The 15,993-nt window shown below is 38.6% G+C and carries 16 protein-coding genes; 8 read left to right on the top strand and 8 right to left on the bottom strand.

Annotated features, from left to right (window positions below):
• Window positions 1–4 precede the first annotated feature (4 nt).
• Together HYW21_08545 and HYW21_08540 are read right to left on the bottom strand one after the other, a co-directional pair.
• The gene (locus HYW21_08545) at window positions 5–634 is read right to left on the bottom strand and encodes a hypothetical protein (GenBank protein MBI2549372.1); all 630 of its coding nucleotides are present in this window, start codon (window positions 632–634) and stop codon (window positions 5–7) included.
• 108 nt (window positions 635–742) lie between these two features.
• Window positions 743–1,918 carry a methionine adenosyltransferase gene (locus tag HYW21_08540; GenBank protein ID MBI2549371.1) on the bottom strand — a complete coding sequence of 392 codons (1,176 nt, stop codon included), beginning with the start codon at window positions 1,916–1,918 and terminating at the stop codon, window positions 743–745.
• A 243-nt stretch (window positions 1,919–2,161) separates the two neighbouring features.
• On the opposite strand from HYW21_08540, the gene HYW21_08535 reads away from it, so the two are divergent.
• Window positions 2,162–3,301 carry a hypothetical protein gene (locus HYW21_08535; protein MBI2549370.1) on the top strand — a complete coding sequence of 380 codons (1,140 nt, stop codon included), beginning with the start codon at window positions 2,162–2,164 and terminating at the stop codon, window positions 3,299–3,301.
• A gap of 1 nt (window position 3,302) precedes the next feature.
• Here the strand turns inward: HYW21_08535 and HYW21_08530 are convergent, their stop codons facing one another.
• A complete protein-coding gene (locus HYW21_08530) occupies window positions 3,303–4,610 on the bottom strand; it encodes an AIR carboxylase family protein (GenBank protein MBI2549369.1) in 1,308 nt (435 codons plus the stop codon).
• A 254-nt stretch (window positions 4,611–4,864) separates the two neighbouring features.
• Between HYW21_08530 and HYW21_08525 the strand changes: the two genes are divergently transcribed.
• Window positions 4,865–5,578, top strand: a complete 714-nt coding sequence (locus HYW21_08525) for a hypothetical protein (protein ID MBI2549368.1) — start codon at window positions 4,865–4,867, stop codon at window positions 5,576–5,578.
• A gap of 1 nt (window position 5,579) precedes the next feature.
• Here the strand turns inward: HYW21_08525 and HYW21_08520 are convergent, their stop codons facing one another.
• Window positions 5,580–6,473, bottom strand: coding sequence for a tRNA-dihydrouridine synthase family protein (locus tag HYW21_08520; protein MBI2549367.1), 894 nt, complete (start codon window positions 6,471–6,473; stop codon window positions 5,580–5,582).
• Window positions 6,474–6,664: 191 nt separating this feature from the next.
• Here HYW21_08520 and HYW21_08515 point away from each other — a divergent pair, with 191 nt between their 5' ends.
• Together HYW21_08515 and HYW21_08510 are read left to right on the top strand one after the other, a co-directional pair.
• Window positions 6,665–6,934, top strand: coding sequence for a hypothetical protein (locus HYW21_08515; protein MBI2549366.1), 270 nt, complete (start codon window positions 6,665–6,667; stop codon window positions 6,932–6,934).
• Window positions 6,916–7,320, top strand: coding sequence for a putative toxin-antitoxin system toxin component, PIN family (locus HYW21_08510; protein MBI2549365.1), 405 nt, complete (start codon window positions 6,916–6,918; stop codon window positions 7,318–7,320). The genes HYW21_08515 and HYW21_08510 overlap by 19 nt, the downstream gene beginning before the upstream one ends.
• Before the next feature lie 187 nt (window positions 7,321–7,507).
• Here the strand turns inward: HYW21_08510 and HYW21_08505 are convergent, their stop codons facing one another.
• On the bottom strand, window positions 7,508–8,329 hold the full coding sequence (locus HYW21_08505; protein MBI2549364.1) for a hypothetical protein: 822 nt from the start codon (window positions 8,327–8,329) through the stop codon (window positions 7,508–7,510).
• A 154-nt stretch (window positions 8,330–8,483) separates the two neighbouring features.
• Window positions 8,484–9,248 carry a hypothetical protein gene (locus HYW21_08500; protein MBI2549363.1) on the bottom strand — a complete coding sequence of 255 codons (765 nt, stop codon included), beginning with the start codon at window positions 9,246–9,248 and terminating at the stop codon, window positions 8,484–8,486.
• Between the two features lie 99 nt (window positions 9,249–9,347).
• On the opposite strand from HYW21_08500, the gene HYW21_08495 reads away from it, so the two are divergent.
• From HYW21_08495 to HYW21_08480, 4 genes are read left to right on the top strand one after another with little or no spacing between them, the layout of a single operon-like run.
• Complete coding sequence (locus HYW21_08495; GenBank protein ID MBI2549362.1) at window positions 9,348–10,334, top strand: hypothetical protein; 987 nt, start codon at window positions 9,348–9,350, stop codon at window positions 10,332–10,334.
• Window positions 10,331–10,807, top strand: coding sequence for a hypothetical protein (locus tag HYW21_08490; GenBank protein ID MBI2549361.1), 477 nt, complete (start codon window positions 10,331–10,333; stop codon window positions 10,805–10,807). The genes HYW21_08495 and HYW21_08490 overlap by 4 nt, the downstream gene beginning before the upstream one ends.
• The gene (locus HYW21_08485) at window positions 10,792–11,565 is read left to right on the top strand and encodes a dihydrodipicolinate synthase family protein (protein ID MBI2549360.1); all 774 of its coding nucleotides are present in this window, start codon (window positions 10,792–10,794) and stop codon (window positions 11,563–11,565) included. The genes HYW21_08490 and HYW21_08485 overlap by 16 nt, the downstream gene beginning before the upstream one ends.
• A complete protein-coding gene (locus HYW21_08480) occupies window positions 11,566–12,666 on the top strand; it encodes a Glu/Leu/Phe/Val dehydrogenase (protein ID MBI2549359.1) in 1,101 nt (366 codons plus the stop codon).
• On the opposite strand, the gene mutS is transcribed toward HYW21_08480, so the two are convergent.
• Window positions 12,645–15,215: a DNA mismatch repair protein MutS gene (gene mutS, locus HYW21_08475; GenBank protein ID MBI2549358.1), complete on the bottom strand. Its 2,571-nt coding sequence runs from the start codon at window positions 15,213–15,215 to the stop codon at window positions 12,645–12,647. The genes HYW21_08480 and mutS overlap by 22 nt on opposite strands.
• On the bottom strand, window positions 15,212–15,715 hold the full coding sequence (locus HYW21_08470) for a hypothetical protein (protein ID MBI2549357.1): 504 nt from the start codon (window positions 15,713–15,715) through the stop codon (window positions 15,212–15,214). Before HYW21_08470 ends, mutS begins: the two co-directional genes overlap by 4 nt.
• Window positions 15,716–15,993 lie beyond the last annotated feature (278 nt).

The following is a 15,993-nucleotide window of genomic DNA, read 5'->3' as shown; positions in this document are numbered from 1 at the left end:
AAACCTACTCCAATGTTTTAAGATACTCCTGAACCAGTTTCTCTTGTTTCTCTCTGGTCAGTGTTCGTTGAACACGACCCTGAAGATATTCCTCCATATCAGGATCTATTTCGAGGATTTCAGCAAACTCACCTTGATGCTCTTCCATAAACTTATCAACGTCATGATCAGATGCCTTGACATCTGACAAATGCAACTCCTGCTCAAGCAACTGAGAAATGGCCAGGGCATCACTCAGTTCCTTACGATATCCTTCTAAGGTATAACCGTTATCAGTAAGAAATTGGCTGAACCCACGATCATCAAGTCCACTCATGGTTTTGATGTTGGTGACAAAACTATCAACCGTATCATTCGTCATAGTAATCTCCTGCTGTGCCACTTCATGAAGCAACAGCTCTCGACGCTCCTCTGGAGAATAAGATTCCTGAAGCTGAGATTCCTGGTTTAGTGTAGCTGTTCTGTCCGGCGTTGTCACGAGATTACTCTCAGGATTGGTAGAGGAAAGAGATTTTGTTTGGGTAACCAACGCAGAAGGCAAGGACTCTTTATGGTGATAAATATTATAGAAAACCCCAACGGTAAATAAAGCTAAGAATAGTACACAGACCACTATAACACTGTGCCGCTTCATAACACCCCCCACATTTCCTCTGTTACCTAGAAATATATAAAGATTTGGCTGCTGAAAAATATATCTTTAAAAGATACTGTTCAATCCAAAGGAACTCAACACCCCTTTTTAGGGTTCCTCAGATTGACCTGCATCTGCCTGTAACGCAGCAACCTTGTCTAATTTTTCCCAAGTAAAATCGGGATCATCTCTGCCAAAGTGGCCGTAAGCAGCAGTTTTTTTATAGATCGGTCGTAGCAAGTCAAGCGTTTCTATAATCCATCTCGGCGTCAGTTTAAAGTGCTTTTTTATAGCGTTAATAATCTTCTCTTCAGGAACCTTATTTGTACTAAACGTATCGATATTTATTGATGTCGGCTGCGCAACCCCAATTGCATAGCTTAACTGGACTTCACATTTGTCAGCCAATCCAGCAGCAACAACATTCTTTGCAACCCATCTTGCAGCATAAGCTCCTGATCTGTCAACCTTGCTAGGATCTTTCCCAGAAAAAGCCCCGCCGCCATGCCTGCCAATACCTCCATAGGTGTCAACAATTATTTTTCTGCCAGTAACACCAGTATCGCCTTGAGGGCCTCCAATAACAAATTTCCCTGTTGCATTAATGTATATTTTTGTGCTTTCATCCAGATAATCACTACACACCGGCTTTATGACCTTTTTTATGATTTCCTCTTTTAGCTTATCTTCAGATATATCATCCATATGTTGCTGGGCAATAACCACCGCGCTTAATCTTTTTGGCTTCCCATTATGGTATTCAACAGAAACCTGACTTTTTCCATCTGGGCCAAGCCCTTCGACAATGCCCTGCTTTCTAACATAAGCCAGTTTTCTTGTTAATTTATGTGCCAGCATAATAGGCAATGGCATTAGCTCCGGTGTCTCATTTGTAGCAAAGCCATACATCATTCCTTGGTCGCCGGCGCCTTGTTCCTTGAAAAGCCCCTGCCCTTCTGTCACACCTTGCGAAATGTCAGGGCTTTGGCCATGTACAGAAACCATAACTCCTGCATCTTCGCAGTCAATTCCGAATTCAGGATTTGTATATCCAATCTCCCTCAAGGTCTTTCTTACAACATCTTGTATCTCAACATATCCTTTTGTTGTTATTTCTCCTGCGACAACAACAAGCCCCGTTGTTGTCAGTGTCTCAACAGCGCATCGTGAATGAGGGTCTTGTTTCAGCAGTTCATCTAAAATTCCATCTGAAATCTGATCTGCGATTTTATCTGGGTGACCCTCAGTCACACTTTCCGATGTAAAGTATTCTATCTTTGTCATTTTGTTTTACCTCTAATTATATTTTTATATGGCACCTATTTTATAAATTGTCCTTCAGTAACACTTTCAGAAGTAAACAGGTATCGTTCTTCCATTATCATAACCTCCTTAACTCAGATGTTGTTCTGCAAAAACACAATAGATGCCGAACCTTTTTAGGCCTATTTAAAGGTTCATGCATAAATTATTCCAAAGAGAATTTTATGCCAAATCTTTTTAAAACCAATAGCATTTCCCAGCCATATGCGAGTTTGGCGAGTCATTGATAATACAAACAGCAACGGAAACCATACTGATGAACAAAGGAAATCACTGGAAAGGTTACTAAGACTATATACCAGTGACCGTGAATCAACAGTAGTACTTCCTACAACAAGCGTCGGAGAACAAGAAGAGATCATCAGGGATCTGTTAAAAGACTATGGAGATGATCTTTATCTTGTTTTTCATACCGGCGATGGGGGTGTGATGCAGGGCATTAATGTCATTGCGCAATCTGATGCACAACCGACAATCGTCCCACTCCATGCAGGGAGTTATAACATTATTTATGCACGGTACGCTGGATTCCATGGACATCCATTGAGAGATCTCCAGAAGGTACTTATGTCTATTGACACATTGCCCAGAAGGAATCTGCCGCTGCTCTGTATTGAGGATGACCAAAGAAAAAAAAGGTATGGTGGTGTGTTCGCCAATGGTAGTGTTGTCCGCCTGATTGATGATTATGAAAACGGTACAAGAGCTGATGCAGGAACGTTCAGATTAGGGGTAAAATTAGGAGTGGGCATACTGACACTGAACGAGTACCATCGACAATTATTCCAAAAAACACCCATGGGAATTAGCATGATTGCTGCACCTAATCACGAGCAGGGTGAAGCATTTCCACGGGAATATTCCTTCAATACATCCTTCTATGCTATTCTCGCTGGTATGTATCCGTATCTGATGAATAGCCAGTTTGTCCCGTTTTATCGAAAAAAGAGTCCTGAAAGGAAAGGCCAGCGTAATGGAGCGATTTGTCCACCTCAGGAAGAAGAAGATCGCTACAGTCATGTTATTTTAGAGGATATTGATCTTTCTCATCCATCACTCTCCACACGACTAAGAACAGTCTACGAAATGATTCAAGGGTTTCGACATGCACGAGCCATACCCAATCGTTTCGACGGGCTTTGTGAACGTATCTCGATTCATACAACCGAACCCTTTCCTTATACCCTTGATGGAGAGCGATCCGTGCCTCAAGAAACTTCTGGAAAAGCAACACCACTAGCAGCACGCTCAGTCACCATTTCAACAAGGGCGTTTATCCCTTGTGTTATGCTCAACAGAGCAAATACTGAGGAGTTAAAACAAAGATATCCACTGAGACTCTAAGTCAACAGTTCTCAGGCCTTGTTTTTATTTCTGGCTCTTCCACGGATTGTAATTCGTTGTACCGTTGTCGTAATCGTTCCTCATGAATGCCAAACATCTCTAATACTAAATAACCTGCCTTTTCTAGCCCTTGTTTACCGATTCCGGATAGAATAAGCGGACGCTCACCTGGCGTACTTGCTGAAGCGAGTAAGATATCCCTTGGCTCATACCCTTCTCCTGGTAATGGAACTGAAATAACAGGAATTTCTGGTCTCCAGGATTTAACAGCAAGCGGAAGATTTGGGACTAACCCAGCAACTGTAATAATAACACGTACATCATCCAGTCCTTTGCAGTAATCTCTTAAGGCTTCTGGATTTCGATCTGAGGAAATAATTGAATATTCATAGGTTATTCCTACAGTATCAAATAATTGCAGCAATCCTGAATCAACAACCATAGATTCGTCTTTTCTGCTTCCAAGAATTATAGCGACTCTTGTCTGATGAACTTCATTCTCAAGAGTTTTCTCTATTTCAGATAAATGTCTTGATTTTCTCACAGCTCGTCCAGAAATAGTATACATTTCTCCTCTTTCAACAACGTAATGCCGTAGATCTCCTTGAAAGTTCAGATTCTCAGCAACCTCCTCAGCCACGGTGTGAAGTTGCACATCATGGGGAGAACCATCTTTTGTTAAGACAGACAACGCTTTTACCTTCCCTAATCGCAACATTGTTGGAAGTTTCTGCGCCAATTCATGAATGTGAGATTTTTCAGCGCAAAAATAATACACATTTACTTTACCCTCGATATCACTCAGTAATCTATGAAGGTAGTGTGGTGCAACTTCATGAATATCAGATCCATAAAGAACCACGGTCCCTTGGACATTATTGGTGTGTGCTGTTGTGAAATATTCGCCAGGCGGAGATAAAAATGTTCCTAATACTCTTCTGAGCTCGCTAAAATCAGTAAACCAAGCATCTATATATTGTCTTGCTTCTTGAGAAAGTGGGTTTCCTTTATCCGTGAAGGCGTAAACCAAAATTTTGTTTTCTTTTGCTCGTCGTATTTCACGCAAGCTTCCATCAGAAGACCGAGGAAGATAAGCAACAAGAATATGACTCTGGTCTATAAGTGCTAAATCTTGTGCTATAAGCTCGTCAAGAGGAATACTCTCAATATCTTTTCCCAAGGTTGGATCAAGAACATGAAAACCTAAATGAGTAAATGCTTCACCGTAGGTCGTTCTCCATCTCAGAATCTCTTCTCTGCTTTGATGTACTTCTGCTCCTGCAAAAAAGAGTGATTTATATCTGTCCATGGATTTGAGATTCTCCTATGACTCCGCTGCTAAATATAATAGAAAACCTAAATTTTTAATATTATTTGTTAGGTTTTCTAGTATATACTAGAGGAAAAAACATATTAAATACTATTGTCCTCTATTATATCATGTTATCACTTAAGAAAAGTCTTAAGAGAAGGTTTAAATAATTTTGTTGTAGTATCACCACAACATTTAAATAAATCAGGATAATTAATCATTTTATTAGAGCATTCCTCAGAGAGAATAGCGTGAAAAACACAAGAACATTAGAGAGAATAGGATTGAGCAAAAAAGAAGCAAAGGTGTATATTTCTCTCCTGAAATTAAAATTAGCCCCAGTAACCAAAATCTCTGAAGACAGTGAAGTCGATAGAACGCAAACCTATGATCTTCTTCAAGGGTTGGTTAAAAGAGGACTTGCCGCTTATGTACTCAAAAACAACACCAAACATTTCAGCCCTGCAAATCCTGAGGTGATATTGCATGATCTTGAGGAAAGAGAAAAAGAATTTCGTGCAGCACTTCCAACTTTAAAGCAACTGTTTGCTCAACAATCTGAGAGAACATCAGTTGAGATATTTAGAGGAATTCAGGGGCTAAAAGCAGTTTACAAAAATCTTTTGAAAAGTAACAATGATTATCTTCTTCTGGGAACGCCACAACGATTCGAGAAAATTTTGCCCATTTTTTCAAAGCAGTTTCTTATGCAGGCAGAGAAAGCAGGTATTCAAGAAAAGATTATTTTCAGCAGTAAAGAAAAATTTACAAAACTCAAAAAGGGAAAATATAAGTACCTGAAGCAGGACATTTTTAATCCAACTGATGCATTAATCTATAATGGCCATGTTATTCTCTTTGTCTGGTTAGAACCTTACTATGCTATCATGATACAAAGCAAAGCTGTTGAAAAGACTTATCGAAAGTATTTTGATTTCTTGTGGCAGCATGCAAAATCATTGTAACTCAGTTTAATATGCTTGATGGAGAATGATATCCTCTATCACCCTGCATGCGTAACGTAAATATCTTTTGATGATAGTCGTAGATTTTTTTTTTAGTTCTATATTTGCTGGCAATTGCCACATAGATATTCCAGGCTTCCTTATAATCAGCTACTGTTCTCTCATCTTGAAGTTGTTTTCCAGTTTTCAAATAAGCATCAATCTCTTCAAAAATCCAAGGATTACCAACGGTGGCCCTGGCTAACATTACTGCACTGCATCCTAAATCTATCATTCGCTTCGCACTTGGCCCGTCAACCACTAGTCCATTTCCGATGATGGGAATTCTTGCCTTAGCAATAATCTCTTGTAAAGCCTTCGAGTCTATGGGGGCAGTAGAGGCATCTGCAGCGGTCTTAGGATGAACCGTCACATAATCTAAGCCAACTTCATTTACAATCTCAATTACTCGTAGATAGACTTTCTGATTTTTCTCTGCTTTGTTTAAACCCAGTCTTATTTTTATCCCGCAGGGAAGTGGAGATTCCTTTCGCAAGGTTGTTAATAATTCTTTCATCTTCACTGTTCGTTTGAGCAACGCTGGACCATGACCCTTATTGATAATCTCCGGAGAAGGACAACCAAAATTTAAGTCGATAACAGAAAGATGGGAAAATCGTCCATCTTTTTTCTCTATCCCTTCCCTGATCATAGCCAAGGCTTTTTGAAGAATCTCTTTTTTGCTCACCAAAAGCTGAATCCCAGTCTTGACGAAAGGAGTATAGCTATCTACCAAGCTTATCGTAGCTTTATTTCCTTGCACCAGAGCTGATGCTTGAATCATTTCCGTGAACGTCAGCGAAGCACCATGGTGATAACAAAGAGTTCTAAATCCAAGATCCGAAACGCTTTCCATAGGGGAAAGCCACAATCGGCCGAGAGGGAATGAATTCATGCTAGGAAGAAATTAGAAGTATTCTTAAATGTTATTATGAACAAAACTAGATTCCATGAAAACTGCCTGTGTCATAGTGTCGCTTAATCGCATAAGTTAAAAAACAGTAAGTTTATATAGTTTAACTGTTTAACTGTTCAACAGGTGATATTATGGAAACAGAATCTTTAGATCTTGTCAAGATGTCAGTGAAGGGACAGTTAGTTGTACCTCAGAATATTCGTGAAGCTGCACAACTACACCCAGGAGAACGATTTATTGCCTTTCCTGTTGATGAAGGTGTGTTATTTAAGAAGGTTGACATACCAAGAGTTAAACTTAACTTCAAGTCTCTTGCGACTGAAATTGAGGGCCAGTTTAAAAAGAATCGCTTGAGAAGAAGTGACCTTAAAGAGGCAATTAAATGGGCAAGAAAAAGATAGTTATTGATACTAATAATTATATTGCCGCTCTTGGATGGAAGGGAAAATCTCGGGAGCTTCTTGAACGGGTTATTGATGGGGAATATGAATTATACCTCTCTGTAAAGCAACTTCAAGAGATTAAAAGAGTAATCGAGTATCCTAAGTTTACGTTTAGTCTTGATCAGAAAAAGAGATTTCTGAAGCTTCTCGAGGAGTTTACAAGACTCATTGATACGAGGTTAAAGCTAAATGTTGTAAAGGATGATCCGGATGATAATATAATCATTGAATGTGCAATTGAAGCGAATGTTGATTATATTATCTCTGGTGATGTTCACCTAAAAAAATTAGCACACTACAAACATATTCCCATTATTCCAGTCAGTGAATTCTTACGGATGTGAAACGCTGTTAAGTCTCTTTTTCTGATTTTATGATATCGGTCGACAACTACACATGAAATTAAATGAAATAAGATTAAGACACAAAAACATTTTTATTTAGAAGAATGGAGCAAAAAAAGAGTTTGCTTACTTTTGATGATTGCATTGAGGAAGCAGAAGAAAATTGTAATAAAATTGTAGAATTATTTCAATGAGAGCGTTCTCTTGCATACAGTCGACTCTCTTTCCTATCAAATGTATCGTAACCTGTTTTATCATGCAATAAATGAAAAAAACCCAAGTAATTCCCTCGAGTATTGTATTTAACTAAATAAGCAATTCTTTCTCTTGGAAAAGATACAAAAACTTTAGCATGAGCATCTCCCCAATCTGAATCTCCATGTTGTAGAACATTCAGTGCATGCTCATCTAGGCCATCAGCCCTCAAGTCAGCAAATAAACGATCACGCTCTTCTTCTTTTTTAACTCTAAATAATTCTCTCCATCTTTCATGCCACTGTGTCTTCCAATCATAAGAATGACAAACAGAATCACAAATTATTCCTACTGCTTCTTCTAAAATAGGTTGCTGTGACCAATAGGGCTCAAGGTCAGCTTCACACTTTTCCTTTATTCTCCCCAAATTAGTTTTTATTCCATTTGAAGAACCATCTACTAAAACATCACCTTCACCTATTGACCTGATTCCTGTAGAAGAGATATAATGGTCAAACAATAAGTTAACCACATCAATAACTGTAGGCTTCCCTGTTGCTTTTACCCTAATGTACGCTTCCAAACCAATGAACATATCAACGGATACCACAGAAACAGTTACGTATCTCATATCCTCTCTTAATTGATAACTAGCTTCATAAAATTTCCATGTGTCTTCTTCTGTTCCTTTAATTGGCTCAGATCCATTAATAATTAAATCACCTAATTCTCTAACTTTGGCAAAAGCCTCTACATAAGTTCCATGTCTAATCAAATCTCTGTTTCCACTTAAAATACCGATAAATCTTTGCATCGATATTAAGAATGGAGGGTTATTTAACTATTTATACGAAAAAACATTAATTTTCGTAATAATTTGTATGTCTTTTCCTAATAAGCAAAGGACATAAAGTTACGGTTATTAGTGTCCTTTGCTATAATTGAAAATGTTGCAAGAGAACGCCCTTCTATTTTTTGTTAGTAAGTTTCTCCGATGCAATATTCCATAAATGTTCAAAATGATTTCTATAAGTCTCAGCAATGTCTTTATTTTTTATCATGACTGCTGTAACAGGAGTTCCCCATGTAACGATAACTACTTTGTTACCATAAACGAAGGTGTTTGTAGGATTAAATTGTTTTTCTTCAAGAAATCTGTAATTTGTAGTTCGGGCTAGTTCTTTTTCAAATAAAAAAACACCGAATGTTTTCATGGTAATAACTCTTTCTTTAATATTATTTTTTCTAAGATCCCTAAAATATTGTTTCATAAATATTGGAAGAGTATCTTGATATTTTTGGTCATCAATACCGGTAATGAGGACTTCTTGTTTTGTTTTAATGATATCTTTGAGGAAATATTTTAATCCCTCTTTTCCTTTAAAGACTTCCACAAAAGTGTCTTCTTTAGGGATTTTGGTCATAGCTTCTAATTCAGGAAGAATAGAATCTACCTCTTGTTCTTGTACTTCTAACGCTCTTTTTTTATCTTCAAGATAATGTTTAATTTTACTAGGAGGGGTGGCTTGGAAGTATTTTTTAGCTCCTCTATAGATATGAGTAACCAAGCCCTTGTCCATTAATTGTTCTAGCTTATCATAGACATGTACTCGATATATTCCTGTTTGCTTACCTATTTCATAGGCCGTACTTGAGCCTGATTTGAGCAGATTGAGGTATATCTTAATCTCGTTTGCTGTTAAGCCGATTTTTCGTAGTATAGCTGCATCCATTCTTTTAATTGAGATTAGCTACTATTTAAATATTTCGTACCAGATTAGTACGACATAAATTAATATATTTCTGGTATGACTACTCATTAGGGATAAATAATGCTAGACGGAAATGATAGTATTGCTTACAAAGTAAAATCAGCAATAAATCAAGATGGAGAGCAAACGAATAGGTTACTGTTAGTTCTGAGAACGCCTCCATGTGAGTACAATAAGTGTACTATGTGTGGTTTTGATAATAATGCTGGTTACAATATTAAGTTACAGAATATCCAGCGACAATATCAACAGGGTATTGAAGGAGTGGATTTCTCAGATGTCAGAAGGATAGATTTTCCAACAGCTGGCTCTTTTTACAATGATAGGGAGTTACCTCCAGAATCAAGAAATTATCTTTTTTCTCAAATAAGTAAGCTTCCTGTTGGATCCGTGATGGTTGAAACGAGAGTTAACTATCTTACCGAAGAAAAAGTCAGAGAATCTAAAAGCCATCTGAGAGATGATCAAACCCTCGAGCTAGCAATAGGACTAGAAAGTGCTGATAATACCATCAGGAACAGAGTACTTCGCAAGGGGTTAAGCAAAAAAGGTTTTGAACGTTTTGCAGATATTTGTAGAAATACTGATTCACGACTTCTGGCTTATATTTTGATTAAAGCTCCAACGTTGACTGAAGCAGAAGCAATAGAAGATGCTGTTCAGACTGCTGATTATGTCTACCGAGTTGCAAACGAAAGGGGAATAAAAGCAAGAGTAGCATTTAAGCCAATGTTCATTCCTAAAGGCACTGAACTTGAGGAGCAATTTCTTAGTGAAGAATACCAATTGCCTAAATTATGGACTACCGTTGAAGCAGTTAGGAGAACCACTCAATTAGCAAATTATCAGCCAAACTCAATTTTTGTAGGCATGTTTGATGAAGACTTATCAGAAGGCAGATTCTCGAGCAATTGTCATGAATGCAATGCAGAGGTAGTTGAAGCACTTAAGCGATTCAATGGAACTCAAGATCTTTCTGAACTTGAAAGATTAAGCTGTGAATGTAAAACAGAATGGGAACAAGAAGTAAGGGGTGAAACAAAATGAAGGAATACATAGACGCTTCTGTATTCTTAGGAATGCATAGCACTGATGAAAGAATAAGAGTTGCTTGTAAAAATTACTTTGTTAACCGGTTGAATGATCAAGTTGGAATGAGTTTAGAACAGGTAGGAAAATGCGATGACGTTATTTGGGAATATTCTAGAGAAGAACAAGACGCGTACTATCCGTTTATGGATAATCTTCATACAGTAATGGATATTCAAAGAATAGCTTATGATGAAAAAGATATCCGAGAAGCAACAACTAATCCAGATTTACAAGATTTGAGTATTGCAGACAGATTGACTGCTGGAATGGCAATTGCCAGAGGAGCAGAATTATATTCTGTGAATCCAAAATTAGCAGGAAGAGATTATGTTCGTTCTCCAGAAGCTGGTGAGGAACTTTCATTTCCACAGGAATTGGAAAAAATGTATCAGAAGTCTTTGGAGGTGAGAGTATGTACTCTGGAATAATTCCTCCATTAATCACTCCCGTAGATTATAAGGGACATGTATGTGAAAAAAGTGTAAAGAATCTCGTTGATTTTGTTGGACCATACGCCACTGCATTAATGCCAACACTTAGTTCAGGAGAGGGTTGGAGATTAAGCGATGAACAATGGGAAGCTATGGTTAAGTTGACTCTTAAGCATTCTTTAGGTTTGCCTGTTTTAGCAGGTGTAGAGTATAAAACAACTGAAGAAGCTGTAGAAAAGGCTAGAACGGCACAGCGATTAGGGGTTGATGCTGTTGTCGTTACCACACCATTTGGAAAAGAAACCACCCAAGGGGAAATCTACCAACACTTTGAACAAATAAAAAAAGTTGGTGTTCCTGTATTTATTTATAACGAAGAAGCAATCTCAGGAAATTCAATAGGATATGAAACAATCGAACGGATTTGTAGATTAGGAAACATTGTAGGAATAAAAGAAGCGAGTTGTTCTGCTGAATTTACAAAGAGATTAGTTGATTCAGGCCTCGAAGTTCCTGTATTTCAAGGATGGGAACATCTTTGCTATCAATCTAAAGGAGTTGCTGGGTATATTTTGCCGTTAGCTAATCTAGAGCCGAACGTATGCTCAGAGATGTTAAAAAATCCGACTGTTGAAAAGCAGAATGAAATTGATTTTCTTTGTAAGAGATACAATCTTCTAGGAGATTATTGGTATGTTTTTCTAAAAAAGGAACTGCACCGAAGAGGAATAATAGCAACCGAGAGAGCGATCTAAATGATAGAACAGCTTATGCAGCAAAATAATTGTAATGAATTGCATATTCACTATAATGCTGGCTCTGGTTGCACTTTTGTTATTGCTCTTAACACCAGTTATCGCAACAGAGGAAATGGCGGAACCAGAATGAAGAACTATTCTTCGGTAGATGAGGGAATAGCAGATGCTTTGAGATCTGCCAATGCTATGACTAAAAAATGCATCATCATTGGAGATAAAGACAATGGTGGTTATAGTGGAGCAAAAGGAGTAATCATTGGTGATCCAATAACCCAAAAAACTCCTGGAATGCTTAGGAATTATGGAAGATTTGTTCAATCTCTTAATGGCAGATTTCAAACCGGTTGTGATGTGAATATCTATCCGAGTGATCTGGAATATGTAGCAGAAGAAACTGATTTTGTTGATGGACTTTTATCTACTGGTTTGGGTAATGGGGGGGCTGCTACTGCATACGGAGTAGTTGTTGCGATGAAAACACTTTGTGAACAGAAGTATGGAACTGATAGCTTGAAAGATAGAGTTGTTGCTGTGCAAGGTGTTGGAAGTGTTGGATCTGATTTGGTTAGAAGATTAAAAGAAGAAGATGCTGATATTGTTATAACTGATCTCGATTCTGCGAAACTAGCGTGCATTGCTCAAAAGTATAAGGTAAGAACGATTAGCCCTGAGGATATATATGGAACAGAATGCGAAATCTTCTCACCTAACGCTTGCGGAGATATTTTAACACCAGAGAACATCGGGAAGTTGCATGGTAAACTGGTCATTGGTGCAGCTAATAATCCCCTAACCAATGCTTTGCAATCTGCAAAAGAAATGCAAGAGAGAGGAATTATTTTTGCTCCAGATTATGTGGTAAATATAGGTGCACTGGTTTTTTCTATATGCGAAGGAGAAGGAAAAAGTTTCCAATATGCCATCAATAAGATTCAAGAGATTGTTCGGAAAAGACTTCATCAAGTTGTTTTAGACGCTGACAAACATGGTGAAACATGGTATGAAGCTTCTGAGAAAATAGTACATCAAGAACTATGGAGGCTTTTGAAAGAGCACCAAGAGAGATCAAGAAAAAATTATTCCGAAGAGAAGAAATGAAGCAGATCGTTGTTTGGGATTTTCTGTGGAGCTGGTTTCTTCTTTTGAGATGGGGATGATAATTTTTCTTGCGCTTTGTCTGGTAAATTCTCCACATTCTTCTCCAACTTCAAGGGTTGATGAATGCGTTCAGCAATCTGGTCATTCATATCTAGTCTTCCCATAATTTCTTTTGCACGCTGAATAACCGCTAAAGGAATGCCTGCCAGTTTTGCCGCATGAATGCCGTAACTTTTATCCGTCCCTCCTTCGACAATTTTACGCAGAAAAATAATGTCATCCTCTTTTTCCTGGACAGCAATATTGTAATTCTTTATGTTTGCACATTTCTCTTCCAGGCTATTGAGCTGATGAAAATGTGTGGCAAAGAGCGTCTTTGCCTGAAGATGGCCATGGATATACTCGACGATTGCCCAGGCTAGACTAATACCATCGAAAGTGCTCGTCCCTCGACCGATTTCATCAAGAATAATCAAACTATTGCTGGTTGCATTATTCAGGATGTTCGCTGTTTCCGTCATTTCCATCATAAATGTGCTCTGACCAGAACTCACATCATCAGAAGCGCCAACTCTGGTAAAAATACGATCGACAATGCCAAGAGAGGCTGTTCGTGCAGGAACAAAACTTCCTATTTGGGCCATCAGAACAATAAGGCAAACCTGTCGCATAAAAACACTTTTCCCTGCCATGTTTGGCCCAGTAATGATATGAATCTGTTTCTCTCGATCAAACAAAACATCATTGGGAACAAAGTGTGGTTCGACATCCTCAACCATAGGGTGCCTTCCTCCGGTTATGGTAAGGTTATATCCTTCGTGAATAACAGGTTTAACATAATTACGAGTTGCAGCAACTTCAGCAAGCGCGATGAGCACATCAAGAAGGGCAATTTTCTGGGCAGCTTCCTGCATCGGTTGCGTAAAGGGCTTAATCTGTTCAAGAACAGCAACAAAAAGTTCATACTCAAGCTGGATTATTTTTTCCTCTGCACCTAATACTTGTTGCTCATATTCCTTGAGCTCTTCGGTAATATAACGCTCTGCATTGACCTGGGTTTGTTTTCTCAAATAATGGGAAGGAACTAATTGGAGATTTGCTTTAGTAACCTCAATATAATACCCAAAAACTCTATTAAATCCTACTTTCAATGATTTTATGCCTGTACGTTCTCGCTCCTGTTGTTCAAGCTTCGCAATAAATTCCTTACCTCCTGAAGCAAGTGATCGTAAATTATCCAGCTCCTGATGATACCCTTTCTTGATCACATTTCCCTCCCTTACCGTAGCCGGTGGATCGTCTTGAATGGCTCGCTGGATAAGATCAACAACCTCTGGAGAGGGAGTCATCTCATGGATGTGCCTGAGTAGTGAAGCATGACTATTCGTTAAGGTCTTGCAGAGTTCAGGAATAACCAGTAAGGATTTTTGGAGTGCAAGAAGATCTCGTGCATGAGCATTCCCACAATGTATTCTACTGACCAAGCGTTCAATGTCTGAAACCTGATCAAGCATACTGCGAAGTTCATGACGGAGCAGAATATTACTAAAAAGTTCTTCTACACCCTCAAGTCGCTCATCAATCGTAACCTTACCACGAAGTGGCTTTACCAGCCATTGCCGCAACAATCGTGCACCTAACGAGGTTACGGTCTTATCAAGAATATGGAGCAAGGTATGTTCAGCACTTCCATGACGAATATTAGAGAGAATCTCAAGGTTTTTTCGCGTTGTTTCATCCATCAGCATGAATCCATGAGGATTATAGACCATGACTTTGGTGATATGAGCAATATTTGTTCTCTGTGTTTCTTTCAAATAACAGAGCAAGGCTCCGCTGGCCATGATCATAAGCTCCTCTTCCTGATGTTTTTCTCCAAGACCAAAACTTCCCAATGAATGTACCTGAAAGTGGTTCTGTAAGCTCTGATTGGCCGTCTCAGAGAGAAAAAATCGGTCATCATACGGGCTAAGGAACATATACTTCTTCAGAAGCGTCATCAAAGCATTATTCTCCAGAGAAGAAGATGGAATAATCACTTCTGCTGGAGTAAATCGAGTAATTTCATCGATGAGTTCTTCGTTAGTTGCACAGGTAGTGGTAAGAAATTCACCAGTAGAAATGTCAACAAAACTAACGCCAAACATGGATTTATAGGGAAGAATTGCCATGAGATAGTTGTTCGTTCGTTCCTGGAGAAGTGCAGACTCAATAACTGTTCCCGGAGTAACAATGCGGGTAACGCCTCTTTTCACCAGCCCCTTGGCTTGTTTTGGATCCTCTAGTTGCTCAACAATGCAGACTTTATACCCTTTTTTAACCAGCTTTGCAAGATAGGGCTCAAGGGCATGATAAGGAATTCCTGCTAACGGAGCCTTTTTTTCTCCCTTTCCTCGTGAGGTTAAGGTAATTTCCAATTCACGTGCTGCAGTCTTTGCATCTTCATAAAAGGTCTCATAGAAATCTCCCATACGAAACAAAACTAAGCAATCAGGATGTTGGTTCTTAACCTGTACATACTGACGCATACCAGGAGTAAGATCAGTCATAGCAGCGTGCCTCCGAAGAGAACATACCCCAAAAGGGCAACAAGGACATAGCATCCAAGAGGAACAAGAAGAGAATGGAACAAGGGAGCATACTGTTTTGGTTGATGTTCTTTCTGTGTTCTCTTGAACCGTACAACAATTATTGTTCCTGTGGGCAATCCATACACAAAAATAAGGGAAGAGGTGAGCAGAAAGAGTTGAACATCTCGGGAACTAAGCGACAACAAAAGTCCGAGGAAAGAAAAAAGTACCTTGGAGGAAAACGCTACAGGATAGAAACGGAGCAGCAATAATGGTAAAAGTACTAAGAGCACTCCGACAATGCTATGCAATCTTAATCCAAGAATAAAGAGAATAATAGCAAGTAGAAAAGCCTGGAAGAGTACAAAAAACTTATACCCTTGTTTGAGCTCGTATGGTGTGATGAATGCTAAAGCAGCACCACATCCAAAACCAAGTACGGTTATAGCTAACGAGAGGAAATAGACAGGAAAGGACATAAGTAAAGAGAATAACTACTATTATTTAAATGTCACTTTAGAAAAACGGAGGGAACACGTAACGAAAGGTTTATATATAAGTTGTATATTAGTATAATAAAGAGTATATCAGTAGTATAATCCAGTTACTTGTCACCTCACCACAAGGTAAGCCGAGGGATAGCTATGGACGACACAAAACAAACCTGTTATTGGTGTGGAACTGAGCATGATTTAGTCACAAAGTACCTTGTGGTGTGTTGTCATTCATGCCTCAAACGGGTTACTGCCAAAGGAGT

The sequence above is a fragment of the Candidatus Woesearchaeota archaeon genome (assembly GCA_016187565.1).
Classification (GTDB): Archaea; Nanobdellota; Nanobdellia; order Woesearchaeales; family JACPJR01; genus JACPJR01.
The sequence above is the reverse complement of the archived record's forward strand: the minus strand, read 5'-3'. Positions and strand labels throughout refer to the sequence as shown.

Excerpts from the sequence above, each read along its gene's own strand:
- HYW21_08545 (MBI2549372.1), bottom strand. The coding sequence starts at position 634 with ATGAAGCGGCACAGTGTTATAGTGGTCTGTGTACTATTCTTAGCTTTA.
- HYW21_08540 (MBI2549371.1), bottom strand. The coding sequence starts at position 1,918 with ATGACAAAGATAGAATACTTTACATCGGAAAGTGTGACTGAGGGTCAC.
- HYW21_08535 (MBI2549370.1), top strand. The coding sequence starts at position 2,162 with ATGCGAGTTTGGCGAGTCATTGATAATACAAACAGCAACGGAAACCAT.
- HYW21_08530 (MBI2549369.1), bottom strand. The coding sequence starts at position 4,610 with ATGGACAGATATAAATCACTCTTTTTTGCAGGAGCAGAAGTACATCAA.
- HYW21_08520 (MBI2549367.1), bottom strand. The coding sequence starts at position 6,473 with ATGGAAAGCGTTTCGGATCTTGGATTTAGAACTCTTTGTTATCACCAT.
- HYW21_08515 (MBI2549366.1), top strand. The coding sequence starts at position 6,665 with ATGGAAACAGAATCTTTAGATCTTGTCAAGATGTCAGTGAAGGGACAG.
- HYW21_08510 (MBI2549365.1), top strand. The coding sequence starts at position 6,916 with ATGGGCAAGAAAAAGATAGTTATTGATACTAATAATTATATTGCCGCT.
- HYW21_08505 (MBI2549364.1), bottom strand. The coding sequence starts at position 8,329 with ATGCAAAGATTTATCGGTATTTTAAGTGGAAACAGAGATTTGATTAGA.
- HYW21_08500 (MBI2549363.1), bottom strand. The coding sequence starts at position 9,248 with ATGGATGCAGCTATACTACGAAAAATCGGCTTAACAGCAAACGAGATT.
- HYW21_08495 (MBI2549362.1), top strand. The coding sequence starts at position 9,348 with ATGCTAGACGGAAATGATAGTATTGCTTACAAAGTAAAATCAGCAATA.
- HYW21_08490 (MBI2549361.1), top strand. The coding sequence starts at position 10,331 with ATGAAGGAATACATAGACGCTTCTGTATTCTTAGGAATGCATAGCACT.
- HYW21_08485 (MBI2549360.1), top strand. The coding sequence starts at position 10,792 with ATGTACTCTGGAATAATTCCTCCATTAATCACTCCCGTAGATTATAAG.
- HYW21_08480 (MBI2549359.1), top strand. The coding sequence starts at position 11,566 with ATGATAGAACAGCTTATGCAGCAAAATAATTGTAATGAATTGCATATT.
- mutS (MBI2549358.1), bottom strand. The coding sequence starts at position 15,215 with ATGACTGATCTTACTCCTGGTATGCGTCAGTATGTACAGGTTAAGAAC.
- HYW21_08470 (MBI2549357.1), bottom strand. The coding sequence starts at position 15,715 with ATGTCCTTTCCTGTCTATTTCCTCTCGTTAGCTATAACCGTACTTGGT.